At 31.3% G+C, this 19,860-nt stretch carries 22 protein-coding genes and 1 tRNA gene; 11 read left to right on the plus strand and 12 right to left on the minus strand.

Going from position 1 to position 19,860, the window contains the following annotated elements:
- Nucleotides 1-25: 25 nt before the first annotated feature.
- The 4 genes from rbfA to ACXIHB_RS08350 all read right to left on the minus strand — a co-directional run bounded on the left by rbfA (nt 26) and on the right by ACXIHB_RS08350 (nt 3,067).
- Entirely contained in the window at nt 26-421 is a 396-nt protein-coding gene (gene rbfA, locus ACXIHB_RS08335; RefSeq protein ID WP_047789979.1) for a 30S ribosome-binding factor RbfA, read from the minus strand.
- A gap of 21 nt (nt 422-442) precedes the next feature.
- On the minus strand, nt 443-1,090 hold the full coding sequence (locus ACXIHB_RS08340; protein WP_082118668.1) for a response regulator transcription factor: 648 nt from the start codon (nt 1,088-1,090) through the stop codon (nt 443-445).
- Between the two features lie 53 nt (nt 1,091-1,143).
- Entirely contained in the window at nt 1,144-1,893 is a 750-nt protein-coding gene (locus tag ACXIHB_RS08345) for a sensor histidine kinase (protein WP_462098046.1), read from the minus strand.
- A gap of 595 nt (nt 1,894-2,488) precedes the next feature.
- Nucleotides 2,489-3,067, minus strand: coding sequence for a hypothetical protein (locus ACXIHB_RS08350; RefSeq protein WP_462098047.1), 579 nt, complete (start codon nt 3,065-3,067; stop codon nt 2,489-2,491).
- Nucleotides 3,068-3,464: 397 nt separating this feature from the next.
- On the opposite strand from ACXIHB_RS08350, the gene ACXIHB_RS08355 reads away from it, so the two are divergent.
- Genes ACXIHB_RS08355 through truB form a run of 8 tightly spaced genes read left to right on the plus strand, consistent with a single transcriptional unit; the run spans nt 3,465 to nt 8,437 of the window.
- Nucleotides 3,465-4,058, plus strand: coding sequence for a DUF2589 domain-containing protein (locus ACXIHB_RS08355; protein WP_047789974.1), 594 nt, complete (start codon nt 3,465-3,467; stop codon nt 4,056-4,058).
- A gap of 59 nt (nt 4,059-4,117) precedes the next feature.
- On the plus strand, nt 4,118-4,789 hold the full coding sequence (locus ACXIHB_RS08360) for a hypothetical protein (protein WP_047789973.1): 672 nt from the start codon (nt 4,118-4,120) through the stop codon (nt 4,787-4,789).
- A gap of 2 nt (nt 4,790-4,791) precedes the next feature.
- Nucleotides 4,792-5,334 (plus strand): hypothetical protein, encoded by a 543-nt coding sequence (locus ACXIHB_RS08365; RefSeq protein WP_073182101.1) that lies wholly within the window; start codon nt 4,792-4,794, stop codon nt 5,332-5,334.
- A gap of 30 nt (nt 5,335-5,364) precedes the next feature.
- Nucleotides 5,365-5,769 carry a methylmalonyl-CoA epimerase gene (gene mce, locus ACXIHB_RS08370; RefSeq protein WP_462098048.1) on the plus strand — a complete coding sequence of 135 codons (405 nt, stop codon included), beginning with the start codon at nt 5,365-5,367 and terminating at the stop codon, nt 5,767-5,769.
- A gap of 58 nt (nt 5,770-5,827) precedes the next feature.
- Nucleotides 5,828-6,706, plus strand: coding sequence for a cell division protein FtsX (locus tag ACXIHB_RS08375; RefSeq protein ID WP_073182105.1), 879 nt, complete (start codon nt 5,828-5,830; stop codon nt 6,704-6,706).
- 7 nt (nt 6,707-6,713) lie between these two features.
- Nucleotides 6,714-6,956 (plus strand): DUF3098 domain-containing protein, encoded by a 243-nt coding sequence (locus ACXIHB_RS08380; protein WP_047789969.1) that lies wholly within the window; start codon nt 6,714-6,716, stop codon nt 6,954-6,956.
- Between the two features lie 2 nt (nt 6,957-6,958).
- Nucleotides 6,959-7,753, plus strand: a complete 795-nt coding sequence (locus ACXIHB_RS08385; RefSeq protein ID WP_073182106.1) for an undecaprenyl-diphosphate phosphatase — start codon at nt 6,959-6,961, stop codon at nt 7,751-7,753.
- Nucleotides 7,754-8,437, plus strand: coding sequence for a tRNA pseudouridine(55) synthase TruB (gene truB, locus ACXIHB_RS08390; protein WP_073182108.1), 684 nt, complete (start codon nt 7,754-7,756; stop codon nt 8,435-8,437).
- Here truB and ACXIHB_RS08395 read toward each other — a convergent pair.
- The 3 genes from ACXIHB_RS08395 to ACXIHB_RS08405 all read right to left on the minus strand — a co-directional run bounded on the left by ACXIHB_RS08395 (nt 8,432) and on the right by ACXIHB_RS08405 (nt 10,671).
- Nucleotides 8,432-8,911: an ABC transporter ATPase gene (locus ACXIHB_RS08395; protein WP_073182110.1), complete on the minus strand. Its 480-nt coding sequence runs from the start codon at nt 8,909-8,911 to the stop codon at nt 8,432-8,434. The two genes, truB and ACXIHB_RS08395, sit on opposite strands and share 6 nt — an antisense overlap.
- A 92-nt stretch (nt 8,912-9,003) precedes the next feature.
- Entirely contained in the window at nt 9,004-9,594 is a 591-nt protein-coding gene (locus ACXIHB_RS08400) for a thioredoxin family protein (protein ID WP_047789965.1), read from the minus strand.
- 111 nt (nt 9,595-9,705) lie between these two features.
- Nucleotides 9,706-10,671 carry an NAD-dependent epimerase/dehydratase family protein gene (locus ACXIHB_RS08405; RefSeq protein ID WP_047789964.1) on the minus strand — a complete coding sequence of 322 codons (966 nt, stop codon included), beginning with the start codon at nt 10,669-10,671 and terminating at the stop codon, nt 9,706-9,708.
- Between the two features lie 183 nt (nt 10,672-10,854).
- On the opposite strand from ACXIHB_RS08405, the gene ACXIHB_RS08410 reads away from it, so the two are divergent.
- Entirely contained in the window at nt 10,855-11,379 is a 525-nt protein-coding gene (locus ACXIHB_RS08410) for a hypothetical protein (RefSeq protein ID WP_159493497.1), read from the plus strand.
- On the opposite strand, the gene ACXIHB_RS08415 is transcribed toward ACXIHB_RS08410, so the two are convergent.
- The 5 genes from ACXIHB_RS08415 to ACXIHB_RS08435 form a co-directional block, all read right to left on the minus strand.
- Complete coding sequence (locus ACXIHB_RS08415; protein ID WP_281980027.1) at nt 11,366-11,836, minus strand: regulatory protein RecX; 471 nt, start codon at nt 11,834-11,836, stop codon at nt 11,366-11,368. The two genes, ACXIHB_RS08410 and ACXIHB_RS08415, sit on opposite strands and share 14 nt — an antisense overlap.
- Before the next feature lie 70 nt (nt 11,837-11,906).
- Nucleotides 11,907-15,374 (minus strand): efflux RND transporter permease subunit, encoded by a 3,468-nt coding sequence (locus tag ACXIHB_RS08420; protein ID WP_167712967.1) that lies wholly within the window; start codon nt 15,372-15,374, stop codon nt 11,907-11,909.
- A gap of 22 nt (nt 15,375-15,396) precedes the next feature.
- Complete coding sequence (locus tag ACXIHB_RS08425; protein WP_173358877.1) at nt 15,397-16,581, minus strand: efflux RND transporter periplasmic adaptor subunit; 1,185 nt, start codon at nt 16,579-16,581, stop codon at nt 15,397-15,399.
- 11 nt (nt 16,582-16,592) lie between these two features.
- The gene (locus ACXIHB_RS08430) at nt 16,593-18,005 is read right to left on the minus strand and encodes a TolC family protein (protein WP_462098049.1); all 1,413 of its coding nucleotides are present in this window, start codon (nt 18,003-18,005) and stop codon (nt 16,593-16,595) included.
- Between the two features lie 5 nt (nt 18,006-18,010).
- Nucleotides 18,011-18,619 (minus strand): TetR/AcrR family transcriptional regulator, encoded by a 609-nt coding sequence (locus ACXIHB_RS08435; RefSeq protein ID WP_047789959.1) that lies wholly within the window; start codon nt 18,617-18,619, stop codon nt 18,011-18,013.
- A gap of 126 nt (nt 18,620-18,745) precedes the next feature.
- Here ACXIHB_RS08435 and ACXIHB_RS08440 point away from each other — a divergent pair, with 126 nt between their 5' ends.
- On the plus strand, nt 18,746-19,717 hold the full coding sequence (locus ACXIHB_RS08440) for a polyprenyl synthetase family protein (protein WP_437823354.1): 972 nt from the start codon (nt 18,746-18,748) through the stop codon (nt 19,715-19,717).
- A gap of 53 nt (nt 19,718-19,770) precedes the next feature.
- Nucleotides 19,771-19,844 (plus strand) — tRNA-Ile (locus tag ACXIHB_RS08445).
- Nucleotides 19,845-19,860 lie beyond the last annotated feature (16 nt).

Here is a 19,860-nt window from a genome sequence, read left to right on the forward strand (position 1 = left end):
TAGCTAGCCAAAGTAACAAAAATTATTAACGTTTTTGACGACGAGGCAAAACATCTGGATTTTTTATTGGGTCTACATCTTCTCCTTTTAAAGACTTATCAATATCCTCAATATAATCCAAACTATCATCTCCAAAGAACAACAATTCTGGCATTCTTCGTAATTGATTTTTTGTTCGTTGTGCTAATTCATGACGAATTAAGGGTGTATTAGATTTTACTCCTTCAATAATTTCATCTCTTTTTTCTGAAGGGAAAACACTTAAGTATACTTTTGCTACTCCCAAATCGGCAGTAACCGAAACTTTAGAAACCGATATAATCACTCCCTTCATTCCATCTTGAGCAGCACGTTGTAAAACGTCTACCAAATCCTGTTGCAACACTCCTGCTATTTTTCGCTGTCTATTTGTTTCTTCCATGCTGCAAATTTAAGCATAAAATTACGGAGTATAAATTTTATTTTTTATAGCATACATAACTAAGCCCACTCTATTTCTTACATTTAACTTTGTAAATAGACTATCTCGATAACCGTCTATAGTTTTTGGACTTAAAAACATTTTTTCAGCAATCTCTTTGTATGTTAATTCCGAGCATGCTAGCTTCATAAAAGTTATTTCATTATCCTTAAACGCTAGGTTATTTCGTGAGTTCTTTCCTGAAACGGAATCTAACAATAACGTGGTAACGTTTCTGGTATGATAAAATCCGTTGTCCATCATTTCTAACAACGCTTTCTCTAAAATCTCTTTCTTAGTATCTTTTAGCAAGTACCCTACAGCACCAGCTTTTAACATTTTTAAAATAGTGCCGTCAGCGTCCTCTACAGACAATGCCATAACATGTACTTGTGGGTAGTTATTCACTATCCACTCTGTAGTTTCAATACCGTTCATCACAGGCATATTAACATCCACTAAAACTAAATCTGGTATATTTTTAGGTGATGCCAAAAACTTTTCTTCAACTTCTTTACCATTTTTGCAAGTGTAAAGCACCTTGAATTTATCAAAAGTATTTACCATACCTTCAATAGCTTGTGATAATAACGTATGATCATCTACAACAACAACTGAGTATTTCATAATTTTTTGTGGGTTATATTTCGTTATTAGTTGTTGGGGAAATACACTAAAGTTCTTTAAATATAGTAATTTATTATTAAACCTGTACCTTTTTGGGGCTCTGACATAAACTTTGTTTCCGCATTAATTAGTTTTGCTCTTGCTTTTATATTCTGCAATCCTAAGCCTTTAAATCTAGCTCTTTCCATATCAAAGCCTACTCCATTATCTTGAGCTTTTACCTCTATTGAATCTTCTTTATAACTCAAAAACACATCTAATTTAGATGCTTTAGAATGCTTTATAGTATTAGAAAAAAACTCTTGAAGGATTCTAAAAATTACTATTCCATGCTTTTGATTTATTTCTATTTCTTCTCCTATTACTCTTAAACTTGCTTCGATATAATTCAATCTATTGAATCGTTCAATCTCTAATTCTAAAGCTTTTCTTAATTTTATATTATTAATAAAATCAGGATTAATTATTTTTGATAAGGCTCTTACTTCTGTTAAACTTTTTGCTATAATTTCTGAGATTTCTCCCATATTGTCAGGAGAGGCATGTTGTAATTGTATTTTTGCTAAAGTTAGGAGTTGACCTATATTATCATGCAACTCCCAACTAATATTTCTTAAAGTCTCTTCTCTTATTTCTATCTGAGTTTCAGCAATTTCACGTTCATAACGTTTTTTGTTTTTATCTCTTTCTTGCAACAGTTTATTTTTACGGCGTTGAAAAATTGTAAACAGTACAATTAAAAAAACAATAACAATTACTATAATTAATGTCGAAATAATTAATATCTCTCCTTCTTGTTGCTGCATAATAATCCATAAATTATAAGTAATCCCATTAAAATTGTTAAAACATCTAATACAAAAAATAATTTTCTATTTTGCATATACTCAAGAATTATAAAAAAAGGGATTGATGGAAGATAGAAAACCATAAAACCTATTGAAATCCAAAAAGACAGGGATTTTTTATAACTAAGAATTTTATCAGATAACAGTAAATTTCTTAAAAAAAGTAAAACATAAACACCAATTACTATTGATTCTACTAACAAACAATATCTGAAAAAATCACGATTTATCCATACAATAAGCCATGATATTAAAAAAAACAGAAAAAATAACTTATGAATCTTAATTGTCTTGTTATCTGTTGCTAAATTTATGTACATCAAAGTAATTAAGCTACATTCGACTAATGTAAATACGTAATAATATATAAAATTTGATGTTCCATTTTTAACGTGATAATCTCCAATCACCTCTACAACCACTGTACTAAAACATAAGATAGTCAAAAGCATTAAAAAAATCGTGTTATACTTCTTTAACATAACTAAAGAGACAATCAGAGTAATTACTTGGATAACCAATGAGAAATAAGAAATCATAAATATTCTAAAAATTAATCGTGTGGTGGTGCTATTTTTGTCTTATTCCCTACTCCACTTTCTGAATCTTCAAGAGTTATTTCAGTACGCATCATCATAGTTTTAGTTTCATGTTTCTGTGTCTCTTTTTTCTTTCTTGAGTCATAACGCCACTCATAACCGTTATGTTCTAAGACTTCTTTTAAAGTAACTATTTTCCCTTTTTTTGACTTTAAAACATCTATAGCAACTTCAACACCATCAACAATTGCTGTTGGAGTATATAGTAAGTTTTCGTAACCTTCATATCTATCAATATGTGTGTTTTCTTTATTATAAACACCTTTAATAAAGCTAATACCCTTTAATTGAATTCCTTTTTTATTAGCTATCTTTTCTACATAGTCTAAGTAGTTCTTTAACTCTTGAAACCCAAATGTATTAACCCTAGTATCTTCAAAACCTAACTCATTAGTTAAAATTTTTAAACGTGTTTCATCATACTCTGAAAGCATCAATACGATTTCTTTATACGTGAGTAATGTTTTTGGTTTGGATGGCTCTTGTGGTTTTGGGCATATAAGCCCTAAAATACTTTGTAAAATTTTTCTCATAATTCTTAAATTTCGCTAATTTTATTATATTTCAAAAATACTTACATTTTTTTAACTAGATTAAAATATTTACTTCTACAAACAACAAATCAGACAGTTAACAACATAAATACAGGAAAAACCCCTTATACCTATAAATGTTTTAACTATTACTTTTTCATGACATAGACTCTTGTTTTTTTTCTTTCTTTTTAAAATATATCTTATTTTTTACTCCTCAAAGCCTACAAGGAGAAAAACCTTCTTAAAAACCTAGGTTTATTACAATGTTTTTACCGTGATACTCCTCAAAACTAAACTCTAAATTTCATTCAATTTTGCCATCAGTTATTTCGAAATACTGGGCGACAACCGAAAAGCCTAATTATAAACAGAGTAGGTACACAAAATAAAAAATATGCCAAATTTAGTTCCAGAATTAAACAGTTTGGATTTCAATGTATATGTTGGAGGTCCTTTACAAGCTGCGATACAAGCACAAACAGCAGCTTCGATGGCTACTGTAAACTTTATTAAAGAAGTAGGTTTTGAAAAAAGCAATGACCCTGCCAATCCAGACTCTTTACGTTACGTTGATTTTCAGTATGAAAAATCAGTACCTAATCCTGATTATGATCCTGACAAGGCTGTTGATGCTAACAATCCAAAGTTTATAAAAAGTGAAATTGAAATCAAAGTACCATTTCTAACAATGCTTACCATTCCATCAATCCGTATTGATGAAGTAAACATTGATTTTAATGCTCGTTTAAGCTCTACTGAAACGAGCAACGTATCATCTGAGTTTGCAGCTAGTGCAGAATTAGGAATCAATTACAAAATTGTAAACTTTAAAGCTTCAGCATCTTACAAAAGAAACACATCTCAAGGTGTTAAGGTAGATAAGACATATAACCTAGGTGTAAAAGTTCGTGCTGTAAACGACGAGTTACCAGAAGGGTTAAGTAGAATCTTAAATATGTTAGAGGATAGTATTGCTGCTGTAGCTTAACATTTATAACGGGGTTGTACCGTACCAAACCGTACAACCTCTTTTTTAAAATTTTTATTATGGTAAATTTAAATGAATATTTAGGTGGAATTGCCACCAGCATTGCAGAAGCACGTTTAATGTCTGATTTGAAATCTTTAGAGATTGCTGAGAAGTTTTCACGTCATGAGCTCTTAAAACACTTTTCTATTCCTCGTTTTAAAGCACAAAATATTGAACTAACCATTCCTGTAGCCATTGGAGAATTAGAAGAGACTTATGAAGCCGATTACGAACCTATTGATAATGTTGCTTTCAATTCACAAGCCTATACAATTTTAAAAGATGCTTCAAAAATTACTTCTTTTGATAGAAAGACATCTACTATGCTTCGCTCAATAATAGCACAAAGAACAGATGAACTTGAAAAAAACATAAAAGCAACTGGTGAAGTTGACCCTGTGTTATCAAGGTTTTCACAACAATTATCTAAAGAGTTTATTTCTATTTATAGTGAAAAGGTGAGTTACGACGTATTAGTTAAAAAGCTTAATTCAGAATTAAGACCATCTATTAAAAGTAGACAAATAACACAAAAAAACACGAAAGTTATTGTAGAAGCTCATAAACTAAACGAAATCAAACCTGAAAATATAGTTCAGATTAAAATGACTTTAAATGAAGAAGGCATGGAGTGGTATACTTCAGAAAATGAAGATGGTGTAAGAGAAACCAAACTATTACCAGAATAGTTATGAGAAAATCAATTACAAAAATAACCAATCAACTCAAAACTCAATTGAACGAAATACATGAGTTAGCGAATCAAATTGAGAAAAAAAATACACAAAGCGCTAAAAATATTCGCAATTGGTTGTTAGCTACAGAAGAAGTATTGAAAGCACTTAATTTACCAGATTCATCAAAATTTGCAGTTAAAAGAGCCATGTTAAGTTCATTCATCCCAAATAGTAGAAATAAGAAAAAAGAGACTCTACAATTAGGAGCTTCAACATTAACAGAAGCTCAACAAGACTTATGGGAAGTATACACTCCCTATGCTACCATTTTAGATAATTCAACAACCTTGATAGAGCAACTTTTAGCAGTAATTTACCAAACCAAGCAGTTTAAATACGACACAAATGAAGATTTTACGCAATTCCTAGAACAAGTTTGGAGGTTTTGTTGTAATCATGAACAACTTAAAGGAATTAGCTCACAAATACTTTCAATGATAAATCAATCAGATGTACTTATTATTATGGCTGAAAAAATAGCAATAGAAAGTTTATAGATAGTTCTCTATATTTTTTACTTTTACGTTATGAACAAAATTGAACATATTGGTATCGCCGTTAAAGATTTAGAAAAATCTAACTCATTATTTGCTTCTCTTTTTGGAGAAGCAAATTATAAAATTGAAGAAGTTGCTAGCGAAGGTGTAAAAACTTCATTTTTTAAATCTGGTCCTAATAAAATTGAATTATTAGAAGCTACGAAACCTGACAGCCCTATAGCCAAGTTTATAGAAAAAAAAGGAGAAGGAATTCATCACATTGCTTTTGCTGTTGATAACATAAAAGAAGAAATTAAACGTTTACAAGGTGAAGGTTTTACAGTTTTGAATGAAACTCCTAAAAAAGGAGCCGATAATAAACTAGTAGCTTTTTTACATCCTAAAACTACCAATGGTGTACTTATTGAGTTATGCCAAGAGATAGAAGAATAGGAAGTATTTAAAAATTAAATATTTGTATCTTGCAACGCCTTAAAATCAGTATTTACTAATGACAACCTCTTTTGATTCTTTTCAAAAACGCCGATTACAATCTTCATACATATCAGTAGTAGTAAGTATTGCACTTGTACTTTTTATGATTGGTGTTTTAGGCTTAGTTCTTTTAAAATCAACAAAAGTTGCAAATCATTTTAAGGAAAAAGTAGTTATGACACTTTTCTTAAAAGATGAAGTTGCTGATAAAAATATTAAAAGTCTTAAAGAGTCTATTAAAAAAGAAGAATTTGTTAATAAGGTGGTTTATATTTCTAAAGAAGATGCCGCCAAAGAGTATAAAAAAGATTTAGGTGAAGATTTTTTACAATTTTTGGGAGATAATCCTTTAAAAAATGGAATAGACATTTATCTGAAAGCAGATTTTGTGACTCCTGAAAAAATGAGTGAGCTTGAAAAATCTTTTGATAAAAACAAGTTTGTAGACGAAGTAAGTTACGACAAACCGTTAGTACAATTACTTACCAAAAATATTCAACGTATTAGTTTTTGGCTCTTAGTATTAAGTGGTTTTTTCGGGTTGGTTGCTATTATTTTAATAAACAGTTCTATCCGATTATCGATTTACTCAAAACGATTCAATATAAAAACCATGCAAATGGTAGGTGCTACAAAAAGTTTTATTCGTAAACCTTTTATTTGGCAAAGTATAAAACTAGGATTACTAGGAGCTTTTATAGCAATAAGTGGATTAGGTATTCTAATTTATTATGTAGATAAATATATACCTACATTAGAATTACTCACAGATTACGTTGCATTAGGTTATGTAGCTGGTGGAGTTATATTGGTTGCATTTTTTATTACATGGATTAGTACCTTCTTTGCTACACAACGATTCTTAAATTTACAAACTAACGATTTGTATTACTAAAATATTTATGAAAAAAGACAATTCACCAAAACAAGAATTTCTATTCGGTAAACGAAATTATATCATTATGCTTATTGGTATCGCTGTAATTGCCTTAGGATTTATTTTAATGGCAGGTGGCGGTAGTGATGATCCTAATGTGTTCAATCCAGAAATATATAGTTGGCGTAGAATTCGTTTAGCTCCTACCTTAGTAATTATCGGATTGGGTATAGAAATTTATGCTATTTTTGCCAATCCTAAAAAATAAGCATGGATTTATTAGAAGCAATTATCCTTGGAATTATCCAGGGTCTTACTGAATTTTTACCTGTATCCTCTAGTGGTCATTTAGAATTGGCAAAAGCTTTATTTGGGGACACTTCTGTACCTCAAGAGAGCTTAACTTTTACCGTCGTATTACATGCTGCAACAGCATTAAGTACTATCGTAGTGTTTAGAAAAGAAATTGCTGAGATTTTTAGAGGTTTATTTCAGTTTCAATGGAATGAGGAAATGCAGTTTTCTGTAAAAATTGTGCTGTCTATGATTCCTGCTGTGGTAATTGGTTTAGCCTTTGAAAAAGAATTGGAAAGTTTTTTTGGAGGAAAAGTATTATTAGTAGGTTTTATGCTTTTAGTAACTGCTGTATTACTTTTATTAGCTGATAAAGCTAAAAACACAAACAAAAGTGTTTCTTTTAAAAGCTCAGTAATTATAGGAATCTCTCAAGCTATTGCCATGTTACCTGGAATTTCACGTTCAGGAGCTACTATTTCAACATCTGTATTATTAGGTGTAGACCGAACTAAAGCTGCTCGTTTTTCTTTTTTAATGGTGGTACCTTTAATTTTAGGAAAAGTTGCTAAAGATATTTTAAGTGGAGATATTAACTTTCAAAGCTCAGAGATCGTTCCATTATCTGCTGGATTTGTTGCTGCTTTTATCTCTGGATTATTAGCGTGTACTTGGATGATAGCCTTAGTTAAAAAGAGTAAATTATCATATTTCTCATTATACTGTGCTATTGTAGGTTTAATTGCCATTGGCTATTCTTTATTTTTCTAGATGACTGCAGAAGATTACAAAAACGGACAGGTTTTACTAATTGATAAACCTTTAGAATGGACTTCCTTTCAGGTAGTGAATAAACTTCGCTGGCATATTCGTAAGCATTTTAATATCAAAAAAATTAAAGTGGGACATGCTGGAACTCTTGATCCTTTAGCTACTGGCTTGTTAATTATTTGTACTGGAAAACAAACCAAAAACATTAACAAATATCAAGGGCAAGTAAAAGAATACACAGGTACGTTTGTTGTGGGTGCTACCACTCCTAGTTATGATTTAGAAACTGAAATTAACGAAACATTCCCTACAGAGCATATAACAGAAGAGTTACTACACAAAACTACTGAGCAGTTTATTGGTAAAATTCAGCAAAAACCACCAATTTTTTCAGCTATTAAAAAAGATGGAAAGCGTTTATATGAATTAGCTCGAAAGGGTGAAACTACTGAAATTAAGGCTCGCGAAGTGGAAATCAACGAGTTTGAAATCACCAAAATTGATTTACCTAACGTAGAATTTAGAATTGTATGCAGTAAAGGAACTTATATTCGCTCTATTGCCAACGATTATGGGGAAGCGTTAAATTCTGGAGCACATTTATCTGTATTACGAAGAACCAAAATTGGAGATTTTTCTGTTGATAACGCACAAAGTGTTGATGAGTTTATCAATAGCCTATAAAAATCTACTATACCAGCTTTCTGTAATAGGTACTTCCCAATAATTTTCTAATTCTATTTTAGTTTGCACTAAATTATCAAAAACTATTGTTTTAGCTGATACAGACTTCTTTTTAAGCAGCTTTTTAAACTCTTTGACGTCTTTGTACTGAATAAATTCTCCTTGCTTAAAACACACATTCATTTTATCTAACAACTCCACTTCATGTTCCTTTTGTAGTTGTAAAATAAATGCCACTTGTTTATCAATATCTTCATTCGTTAATACTAAACCTTCTTCAACAGAAAAAATAATGAAACGATTGTATTTTAACTCAAAAGAAGCTTTGAAATCAGTATCTTCAGGCTTCCACTCTTCTACAAAATGGTGTAATTTTTCTTTTAGCCCGTCAATTTCTTGTGGGTAAAATTTTCGACTTGATGGGTATACCCAAACTTTTGCCTCTTCTGATAAACTACTGAATTCTACAAACATATTTATTCATTATGAGCGCAAAGATACAGAAAACAATTCCCCTTTTTGATGAAAAACAAAAAGGGGAATTTCTAGTTATTTTATACACTTTATTACTGAAGCATTGATATAAGATCTTCTTGTGTATTTTCTCCTTTATTTTTATTGTACCAAACTTGTAAATCTGTTTTAAAATCAGCATCTAAACTACCATGTTTTTCTTTATAATCAACAACCATTTTTGTTGCTTCGGTAGGTCTTGGTCCCCAAGTATTGATTACTTCGTTCTCTTTATTTAAAGCAATCAATTTAGGAATTGATCTTCCTCCATTCGTTAAAAATTCATCCATCAACTCTAAGTTTTCGTCTCGTAAAACTAGTTTTAAATTAATGTTTGGATTTTCTTCTGCTATTTTATTTATTACCGGTAGGTTTTGCGCTGCATCACCACACCATCCTTCTGTTAACACTAACCAAGTTTGCGGCTCTTTTACATCTTTAATTTTAGCTAGTGTTTCTTCAGTTAATTTTACCGTTTTGTCTAAACGCTTCATACGTTTATCATTTAACTTACTATAGTTTAATAAATCATCTGATTGATTAGGTCCTGTAGATTTTCCTTGTGCTATTAAGTCACTTACTAAATCTCTATATTCACTATAAGAGAATGCCTTTTCTAAGCTATTTTGAATAATTTTTTTCATCGTAAATGTATTGTTATTACAAAAGTATTTTATCTATAATAAATCTTAGGTAACCTAAGTTACAATTCATTATAAAACTTGAATAACATAGACGAAAACATAAATACAACCTTACACTTTTGCTGATTCTTCAGTCTTAGCTTGTAAATTGGTAATAATATCTTTAGTCATAGAAGCTAAGTCAAACTGATGTCTCCATCCCCAATCTTTTCTTGCTGCTGAATCATCAATTACTTGAGGCCAACTATCAGCAATGGCTTGTCTAAAGTCTGGATTATAGGTGATGGTAAACTCTGGAATGTATTTTTTAATTTCTGCAGCTATTTCAGCTGGTGTAAAACTAATTGCTGCTAAGTTGTATGAAGTTCTTGTTTTAATATTTTCTTCATCTGCTTGCATTAACTGGATAGTTGCATTGATAGCATCGTCCATGTACATCATTGGTAAACGTGTATTTTCTGACAAAAAGCACTCAAAAGTTCCTTTTTTCAATGCATCAAAGTAAATATCAACAGCATAATCAGTCGTTCCTCCACCTGGTAACGTTTTCCAGCTTATAATTCCTGGATAACGAATGCTTCGTACATCTACCCCATATTTATCATGGTAATAATTACACCAATGCTCTCCTGCTACTTTACTTATTCCATAAACCGTAGAAGGTTCCATAATGGTTTGCTGTGGCGTATTCATTTTTGGTGATGTTGGTCCAAAAGCAGCCATTGAACTAGGCCAGTATATTTTTTGAATATATTTTTCTCTTGCTAACTCTAACACCGCTAATAAGGAAGTCATGTTTAAATCCCAACCTTTTAATGGGTACTTTTCAGCAGTTGCTGATAACATTGCAGCCATTAAGTATACTTGAGTTACTTTATGTTTTTGAACAACACTTAAAATTTGCTCTTGATTAGTAGCATCGATGATTTCAAAAGGCCCTGAGCTCATCATTTCTGCATTTCCTTCTCTAATATCGGAAGCTATTACATTATCTGCTCCATAAATAGCACGTAATTTTTGGGTTAATTCTGTTCCTATTTGCCCGCAAGCTCCTAAAATTAATATCGTTTCACTCATTTTAAATTATTCAAAAATAGATGTTTGCAAAGTTATTAAATTTAAGATTTCGCAAAAAGCATTTGCTCTTTTTTAACTATCTACAAAAGGGATAGCTAATTTACTGATTTCAAACTTCTAATTTAATTCTGTAAAGAATACCAAGTAAAATATGTACTTTTATCGCTTAATTATTTTATTAAAATGAGTCGTTTTTTATTTGTTATTGCTTCATTATTAATTTCAGTTACTTCTTGTAAAAAAAAGAATGAGCAAAAAGAAGAGTTACCTACCAAAACTGAAATGAACATTTCGGTTGAGCATACTGATTACTCTAAAATAAATGAAAAGTACGTTGACGAAATTAAGCCTTGGAAAGAATATTTTATTGTTGAGGATTTTTTGCAAGAGTTGAAAAACACAACTCCTACTGAAGCTTTAAACAATGCTTTAGAGTTAAAAACACTTACAAAACAACTAAAGGACAGTTTAAATATAGAAACTCTAAAAACACCTGCCTTTAAAGCTCGTATTAATGTTTTTGAAAATGAAACTTTACGTTTAGCAGATATGACCTTTATTCCATCAATTTCTGCCAATCAGGTTAACAGTCAGGTTGAAAAAATTATGATGCTTTTTAGCAGTGTTAACGATAAGATTAATACAGTTTACACTAAGAAAAAGTTTGATAGTGAAATAAATCTTGATAGTCTATTTAAGAATCAATAGTTTTTAAGGCTTCGTATATTAAACTACTTTCAAACCCTCTGTATAAAAGGTAGTCAACAATTTTCTTTTTTCTTTTAAAGTGATTTGTTTCAGAAACTGATACATTCTTTTTTTCGACCAAATTATACAAGGTTTTGATATATTCCTCTTCGTCGATTTCTTTCAGGGCTGATTTAATATTATAAGCAGAAATATCTCTAAATTTCAATTCTCTAACGATTCGGTCTTTTCCCCATTTTTTTATTCTAAATTTTCCTCTTGCAAAACTTTTTGCAAAGCGTTCTTCATTTAAAAAATTATGCTCTAGTAAGTGTAATAAAATATGTTCTCTTGCTTCTGGAATTAACTTATACTCTTGCAATTTCTGTTCTACTTCTTTATGACATCGGTCTTGATACACACAATACTGCTCAATCTTTCTTTTTATTTCTTCAACTGTAAAAACGGGTTTATTCATAGCACGAAAATATAAAAAAGGGTTAAAAGCAACTTACTTTTAACCCTTTTTACAGTTAACAAAAAATCAATTATAAAACGCTACGTAACCACATTTTAAACTTAGTGATTAAGTAGAATAATATCGGTACTACAATTAATGTTAAGAAGGTTGCTATGAATAATCCATAAATAACTGTCCACGCTAATGGACCCCAGAAAATCACATTATCTCCTCCAACATATATGTGCGGATTTAACTCACTAGCTAAGGTAAAGAAGTTAATATTCAACCCTGTTGCTAATGGAATTAATCCTAAAATAGTTGTTATTGCTGTTAATAATACTGGGCGTAAACGTGCTTTACCTCCTCTAATAACAGCTTCACCTAAAGTATCTACGTCTACAAATTCATCAGAAGATAAACCATGCTCTACTTTCTTTCTATCTATCAGTAACTGGGTATAGTCGAGCAGTACTACCCCGTTGTTTACAACAATACCCGCTAAAGATATAATTCCCATCATGGTCATCATAATTACGAATGGTTTTGCCGTAATAATTAATCCTCCAAATACACCTATTAAACTTAAGAAGATTGCTAGCATGATGATTGCTGGCTTAGAAACTGAGTTAAACTGGAAAATTAAAATCAAGAAAATTAATCCTAACCCTCCAAAAAATGCTTTCATTAAGAACGCCATTTGCTTGTTTTGTTCTTCAATTTGCCCAGTATAATCTACTTTTACTGAATCTGGTTGTTCAGTAAACGTCTTCATTTCATTTTGAATTTTTGATACAATTGCAGCTGCATCTGTATATCCTGGAGCTAAAGCTGAATATACCGTTACTACTCTTTTTACATCTTTATGTTTAATAGCGCTAAACCCAGAAGTATTTGTTTGTTCTGCTACTGCTGATACAGGAATTTCTTTAATCATCCCTGAAGACATGTCTCTAAAAGTAATTTTTTGGTTAAAAATTGCACTTTTATTATACCTGTTTTCTTTATTAAAACGAACGTAGATATCAAAATCATCACCATCTTCTTTATAAATTCCCGCTTTAGAACCAAAAATAGCATTACGCAATTGGTTTCCTACTTGCGATGAACTTACCCCTAATTCTCCTGCCTTTTTACGATCAACGTTTACTAACATTGATGGTTTAGATTTGTTTACATCAATCTTTAACTCATCAATACCTGCAATACTTTTTGAGTTGATAAAGTCTCGCATTTTTTCAGCAGTGTTGATTAATTCTGCGTAATCTTCTCCTTCCAATTCGATATTAATTGGATATCCTGCTGGTGGACCTACTGCTTCTTTTTCTACAGAAATTTCTAATCCAGGGTAAATTCCTCTTAGTGCTTCGGTTACTTTTCTTTGTAATTCTTTACTATCGGCTCCTCTACGGAATTTATATTCACGCATAGAAGCTGTAATTTTTCCTCTATGAGGCATTTCTGCGGTTGAACCTCCATCAGTTTGTGGATTTCCCGATCCCGCTCCTACCTGAGAAACAGCACTTTCTACTAAGAAATTATAACCATTATCAACATATTCTGGTGAGTTTAAAACTTTATATACACGCTCTTCCAAATCTTTCATAATCAGATTTGTCTTTTCAATGTCAGTTCCTTGAGGGTACTCGATATACACAATAATCTGGTTTGGTGTATTATCAGGGAAAAACTCAACTTTAGTACGTTGACTTCCTATTGAAGCTCCAAAACCTCCAAAAGCAATAAATAATAAAACTAACGTACCTAACGAAATAATGTAAGGCCTCCAACCTCTTAGAGCTCCTCTTAACATTTTTTCATAAAAACGTTCCCAACGCGGTAATACAGTATTTTGAAAACGATTTGCCCAAGGGCGTAGAGCTAATCGATACACCCACAACATAATGGCTGTAAATATCATTACCGTTCCTAACGCCCTATACGTTCCTCCTAAAAGTGCTATCAATAGCCCTATCACTGCCATTACTGATGACAAGATTATGATACGTCTTAATGGCATATTTTTATCTTCAACACTCATAAATTGTGATACTAACACTGAATTAAAAAATATTGCCACAAACAATGACGAACCTAATACTACAGATAATGTTACAGGGAAATAAATCATAAACTGCCCCATGGTTCCTGGCCACATTCCTAATGGAACAAAGGCTGCCACTGTAGTTAAGGTTGAGATAATAATTGGAAATGCGATTTCTCCAATTCCCTTTTTGGCAGCTTCAATTCTAGGCATTCCTTCATCCATTAAACGGTATACGTTTTCAACAACAACAATTCCGTTATCTACCAACATTCCAAGTCCCATAATTAATCCAAAAAGAATCATGGTATTCATGGTATATCCTAGCCAACTCAATATCATTAATGACATAAACATTGACATTGGTATTGCAAATCCAACAAATAGGGCATTTTTGAACCCTAAGAAGAACATCAGTACTAAAACTACTAGGATAACACCAAAGATGATATTATTTACCAAATCATCTACCTGACCAATAGTTTTTGAAGATTGATCGTTAGCGATGGTTACTTTTAAATTACTCGGAAATACATTGGCTTTGGTATCTTCTACTATTCTTTGAATTTTCTCAGCAGCCTCCACCATGTTTTTTCCTGAACGTTTTTTAACATCCAGCATCACTACTGCTTCTCCAAACTCACGTGCATAGGTAGTTTTATCTTTATCTTTAAAAGAAACCTTTGCTATGTCTTTAAGGTAAATTGAGTTTCCTTTTTCTGATTTTACGACAAAGTCTTGTAATTCTTGTGGATCTTCAATCTCTCCTAAAATTCTAACAGTACGTCGCTGTCCACTAGCAATTAAATTACCGGCCGACATTGTTAAGTTACCTCCATTTATCGAATTGATAACATCTTGGAAACTTACTTGTGCTGCCATCATTTTGTAAATATCAACAGCTACCTCAACTTCTTTTTCTTCTGCACCACGGATATCTACTTTTTTAATCTCTTGTAAATCTTCAATTTCATCTTCTAAATACTCACCAAATTCTTTTAATTTATCTACTGGATAATCTCCCGAGATATTAATGTTTAAAATTGGCATTTCTTCAGAGATACTTAGCTCAAAAACATTTGGCTCTACTTTAGCTCCGTTAAATGTAGGCCAATCTTCACCTGAAGTTTCTTGATCTATTTCATCTTTTACCTTTTGTTTAGCTTGATCTACTGATATGTTTTCATCAAACTCAACAATTACCATTGAGTAATCTTCTTGCGATGTAGATGTAATTTCTACTACATTACTTACCGTTTTAAGTCTATCTTCTAACGGATCAGTTATCAACTTCTCAATGTCTTCTGCTGTATTTCCTGGATAGAGAGAACTTATATAAATTTTGGTTTCTCTAATTTCTGGGAAATTTTCTCTTGGCATACTTAAAAAGGCAGAAATACCTGTTATAAGTATCATAACCATCATTACATAGATAGTTGTTTTATTATTTATTGCCCAAGAAGATAAACCAAACTCTTTATCTACTTGCTTTTTTTGTTTTTTATCAGTCATTAGACGAATAATTTTTGGTGTCTTATTTTGCTTCTTCTGAAAGAGTTAATACCTTAACCTCTTGTCCGTTTTTTACACTACGAGCTCCCTCTTCAATAATTTTCGTTCCGCTTTCAATTCCGCTTAAAACTTCAATAATATCTCCTTGCGTTTTCCCTGTAGTTATAATTGTTTGCTTAGCTGTTCCGACCTCATCTTTGATATCTTCTACCACATACACATACTGTTCTCCATTAGCATTTTCTGAAATAATACTTTGAGGAATTAAAATTGCTTTCTCATTAGAGTAATCGTTGATTTTTAACTTTGCTGTTAAGTTAGGCTTAATCTTACCCTCATGGTTAGGCACACCTACTTCTACCTTGAATGTTCTATTTGCTGGATTGATAAAGTTACCTGCTTGACGAATTTTAGATGTTAACTTTTCTCCTAATACTGGGAACTCTACTTCTACATTTTTTCCTTTTTTAATAGAAGTAATATAACTTTCAGGTACATCTGTTTCGATATACATGTTTTTTAAGTTTACAATTCTAAAAACTTCTGACCCCATTCCTGGAGCAACTACAGTTCCTTGCTCTTTAATTACATCATCAATTACTCCTGAAAAAGGTGCAGTAATTACCGATTTTGCTAATTGTCTTCTTAATTGACTAACCGCATTGGTTTGTGCTTCATAATTAGTTTTTGCCTGTAAAAACTGAATTTCAGATCCTATTTTTTGATCCCACAAACGTTTTTGGCGTTTATATGTTGTTTCTGCTAATGCTGCTTGTGCTTCAATTTGCGCTAATTGATTAGCCAAACCTCCATCGTCAATTTTTGCTAAAGCTTGTCCTTTTTTAACATACTGTCCTTCTTTCACATAAATACGTACTAGAAGTCCAGGCATTTCTGGATAAATTAACACATTTTGTTTTGTTTGTACAGCTCCTTGCAATTCTAAATAATGATCAAAAACCTCTTCTTTTGCTGAAAGAACTGTAATTAATGGAACTTTTTTATTCGTGTCTAACTCTGAAATTTTATCATTTAAAACCTTAATTTCATCAGATAGTGTTTGCATTTGTGTATCTAACGACGCTTTTTTCTCTCTAATTTTAGCTAAATCGTTAGATGCTATTACGTCTTGTACAGATTGCTCTTTTTTACCTCCACATGAGGCTAAAAGCAATGTAATTGCGAATAGTGAATATATTTTTCTCATTATAGTTGATTTTATTTTAGTGGTATGTTTAATGCGTTTTCTAATTGTGCTTTCTTAGCAATTACGTTCAACATTGATTGTACATAATTGTTCTGTTGTGTGTATAACTGATTTTGTGCTTGTAGTAAATCGAAGCTTGAAGAAATCCCTTCAAAAAACTTTACTTGTTGCTTTTTTTCTATTCGTTCAGCTAATGCTAAGTTTTTCTTCGCTGTTTCGTAATTTTCAATTCCTAATTGATACTCGCTTTTAGCTCTTTGTACTTGTAAGTTTAACTTTTGCTTTGCTTCTTCTAATCGAATGTCTGCATTTTCCAATGCTATTTTTGCTTGCGCTGTTCTTGAACTTCTTCCCAAACTACTAAAAATAGGTACATTTAAGGTTACTCCAAATAACGAATAGTCAAACCACTTTTGATTGCTATCTAAGAAATTAAAATCGTCTGAATTGGCATTAGCTCCATAGTTTATAAACGCTGATAAGCTTGGTAAAGCTTTACTCTGCTCCAACTTCATTAGCAAACGCTTACTTTCTCTATCATTTTGAGCAATTTTAAAATCTATATGATTATCAATATTAAATTGAGTAGCTAATAAACTTAAATCGGTATTATCAATAACCAGATTATCTAAGGAAGAAGTTAGTGTTAATTTTGTTTCAATCGAGTTTCCTAAAGAAACATTCAGCATTTGGTATGCTATTTCTTTTAATCGTTCAGTGTTTCTTAAATTACTCTCAACATTACCTAAAGTAATTTGTAATTGCTCTACGTTTTCTAATTCTGTTAACCCATTGTCATAGGTTTTCTGGGTTTCATTCAAGTTTTTCTCTAATATCTTTTTGTTATTTTCTAAGATTTCAATTGACTTTTCTGTAACTAATACATTTCCATAAGCATTAATAACAGCTTCGCGTGTTGCTAACTCTGTTTTTACCTTTGCTTGTTCTGAAATTTTCAAGTATGTTTTTGCTGATTGCAGCCCTACTAAATATGACCCGTCAAATAACAGCTGTGTTAACGTTACTGAAGCATTCATTGTTTGTTTTGTTCCAAACCTTAAAGGAACGAATCCTGTTGGAATTACAACTTGTTTTCCGTTTCTAATTACTCCATCAAAATATTCCTCTACCACATCTATTGTGCTTTGAGTATTATCAAAAGCTGCTACTGGTAATAAAGACACCTGTTGTTTTAGCCAATTTTGATATTCTACTTTCCCGTTTATTTGTGGTAAACCAATAGTAGTAGTTTCCCATTTTTTCTTCTTAGCTGCTTCAATATCGTTTAAAGATACTTTATTATCGTAACTGTTCTTTATAGCATAATCAATTGCCTCTTGCATTGATAAACTCATTTCTTTTTCTTGAGCAATTATATACCCTGTAAAAAAGAACACAAATACACTATATATGTATTTCCTCATTATTTTTAGTTTTTGTTTATGTTTTTTAATTGTTTCTCTAATTCTTTTACTCCTTTTGGAGTCGCTATCGCTCTAATATGATATTCTAAAATTTCATATTCAATTTCCATAACCTCTTGCATATCGTTGCTATACAATTCACTTTCAAACACACCAAAAACTAATGTAAAGTAAAAATTTACTAAAAGGTCTCCTTTTATGTTTGTTCGGTACAAACCTTGTTCAACTCCCTTTTTTAAATTATCTACGTTACAATCTCTAAACATACAAACTTCTCGTTCTATTAGTTTTGTATAGGTTTCTGGATAGTATTTTTTTAGTTGGTACATAGGGGAAGTTTTTGCATTTTTAAACATTTCTTTAAAAATTGCCTTCACAGCAAACTCCTCTTCTACAGCATTGTAATTTTGGCTTTTGACCATCTCAATCGTTTCACTTATTGTATTATGAACCGATTCTGTGCTAGCATCTACCAAAGCTGTTTTATTTGAAAAGTACTTGTATAATGTTTTTTTAGACATGCCAAGTTCTTTCGCTATATCATCCATCGTTGTGCTTTTAAACCCTAAGGTTAAAAACATTTCTCCTGCTTTATTAATTATTTTATTTCTCATAATCGGATGCAAATGTACAACAGGAAACTTCAGAAACAAAAAAAGTTTCCAAGGTTTTAAACTTTTTTAACATGTAGGTTATAGTTAAAATTTATCTTTACCTTATTTTTACAAAAATTTTCAGATTTGGACATATTATCATATCAATCAGACTTTATAACTTTTTTAGAATCTCAGAAGTTTACAAAAGAGCCTAAAAATCTTTATCAACCAATAGATTACATCTTGAGATTAGGAGGAAAAAGAATTCGCCCAGTCTTAACTTTAATTGCTGCTGATATTTTTTCTAATAACTATCAAAAAGCTCTACCTGCTGCATTTGCTGTTGAAGTTTTTCATAACTTCACTTTAGTACATGATGACATAATGGATGATGCTCCTTTAAGAAGGGGAAAGGAAACTGTACACGAAAAATGGAATATAAATACAGGTATTTTATCTGGTGATGCTATGCTTATTTTGGCATACCAATATTTTGAAAATTATGAGCCTGAAGTTTTTCAAAAACTTGCACAATTATTTAGCAAAACTGCTTTAGAGGTTTGTGACGGTCAGCAATTAGACGTTGACTTTGAAACTAGAAATGATGTAACCATTAATGAGTACATTGAAATGATTACATTAAAAACATCTGTTTTAGTTGCTGCTGCTTTAAAAATGGGCGCTATTGTTGCTAAAGCTGACGAAGAACAAGCTCAACATTTATACAATTACGGTTTAAATTTAGGAATCGCTTTTCAACTACAAGACGATTATTTAGACACCTTTGGTGATCCAGATTCTTTTGGAAAACAAGTAGGAGGAGATATTATCGAAAATAAGAAAACATATCTTTATTTAAAAGCTTTAGAAGTTGCAAATAGTTCTGACAAAGAAAATTTACTAGATCTTTACAATAGAAAGCAAAAAAATAACACTGAAAAAGTAGCTATTGTTTCATCTATTTTTAGGAAAAACAACATCCCAGAAGAAACACACAAACTTATTGAGTACTACACAGATAAGTCTTTCGAAAGCTTAAATTACCTTAACATTTCTGATCAACATAAAGAAGGGTTACGTACTTTTGGAAAAAATTTAATGAGCAGAAAAGTGTAAAAAAATAGGTGTTTATTTAAAAAAAGTTTTATTTTTGCAATCCAAATTTAACAGGTCCTATAGCTCAGTTGGTTAGAGCACCTGACTCATAATCAGGGGGTCCATGGTTCGAGCCCATGTGGGACCACCTTCTAATGAGTCCA

It is taken from the genome of Tenacibaculum sp. IMCC1, from assembly GCF_054906355.1.

Bases quoted from the DNA above. Each gene is read 5' to 3' on its own strand.
- ACXIHB_RS08420 (WP_167712967.1), bottom strand. From the start codon at position 15,374: ATGACTGATAAAAAACAAAAAAAGCAAGTAGATAAAGAGTTTGGTTTA.
- rbfA (WP_047789979.1), bottom strand. From the start codon at position 421: ATGGAAGAAACAAATAGACAGCGAAAAATAGCAGGAGTGTTGCAACAG.
- ACXIHB_RS08360 (WP_047789973.1), top strand. From the start codon at position 4,118: ATGGTAAATTTAAATGAATATTTAGGTGGAATTGCCACCAGCATTGCA.
- ACXIHB_RS08355 (WP_047789974.1), top strand. From the start codon at position 3,465: ATGCCAAATTTAGTTCCAGAATTAAACAGTTTGGATTTCAATGTATAT.
- ACXIHB_RS08425 (WP_173358877.1), bottom strand. From the start codon at position 16,581: ATGAGAAAAATATATTCACTATTCGCAATTACATTGCTTTTAGCCTCA.
- ACXIHB_RS08385 (WP_073182106.1), top strand. From the start codon at position 6,959: ATGGATTTATTAGAAGCAATTATCCTTGGAATTATCCAGGGTCTTACT.
- ACXIHB_RS08395 (WP_073182110.1), bottom strand. From the start codon at position 8,911: ATGTTTGTAGAATTCAGTAGTTTATCAGAAGAGGCAAAAGTTTGGGTA.
- ACXIHB_RS08375 (WP_073182105.1), top strand. From the start codon at position 5,828: ATGACAACCTCTTTTGATTCTTTTCAAAAACGCCGATTACAATCTTCA.
- ACXIHB_RS08435 (WP_047789959.1), bottom strand. From the start codon at position 18,619: ATGAGAAATAAAATAATTAATAAAGCAGGAGAAATGTTTTTAACCTTA.
- ACXIHB_RS08410 (WP_159493497.1), top strand. From the start codon at position 10,855: ATGAGTCGTTTTTTATTTGTTATTGCTTCATTATTAATTTCAGTTACT.
- ACXIHB_RS08380 (WP_047789969.1), top strand. From the start codon at position 6,714: ATGAAAAAAGACAATTCACCAAAACAAGAATTTCTATTCGGTAAACGA.
- ACXIHB_RS08365 (WP_073182101.1), top strand. From the start codon at position 4,792: ATGAGAAAATCAATTACAAAAATAACCAATCAACTCAAAACTCAATTG.
- ACXIHB_RS08345 (WP_462098046.1), bottom strand. From the start codon at position 1,893: ATGCAGCAACAAGAAGGAGAGATATTAATTATTTCGACATTAATTATA.
- truB (WP_073182108.1), top strand. From the start codon at position 7,754: ATGACTGCAGAAGATTACAAAAACGGACAGGTTTTACTAATTGATAAA.
- mce (WP_462098048.1), top strand. From the start codon at position 5,365: ATGAACAAAATTGAACATATTGGTATCGCCGTTAAAGATTTAGAAAAA.
- ACXIHB_RS08400 (WP_047789965.1), bottom strand. From the start codon at position 9,594: ATGAAAAAAATTATTCAAAATAGCTTAGAAAAGGCATTCTCTTATAGT.
- ACXIHB_RS08350 (WP_462098047.1), bottom strand. From the start codon at position 3,067: ATGAGAAAAATTTTACAAAGTATTTTAGGGCTTATATGCCCAAAACCA.
- ACXIHB_RS08415 (WP_281980027.1), bottom strand. From the start codon at position 11,836: ATGAATAAACCCGTTTTTACAGTTGAAGAAATAAAAAGAAAGATTGAG.
- ACXIHB_RS08430 (WP_462098049.1), bottom strand. From the start codon at position 18,005: ATGAGGAAATACATATATAGTGTATTTGTGTTCTTTTTTACAGGGTAT.
- ACXIHB_RS08405 (WP_047789964.1), bottom strand. From the start codon at position 10,671: ATGAGTGAAACGATATTAATTTTAGGAGCTTGCGGGCAAATAGGAACA.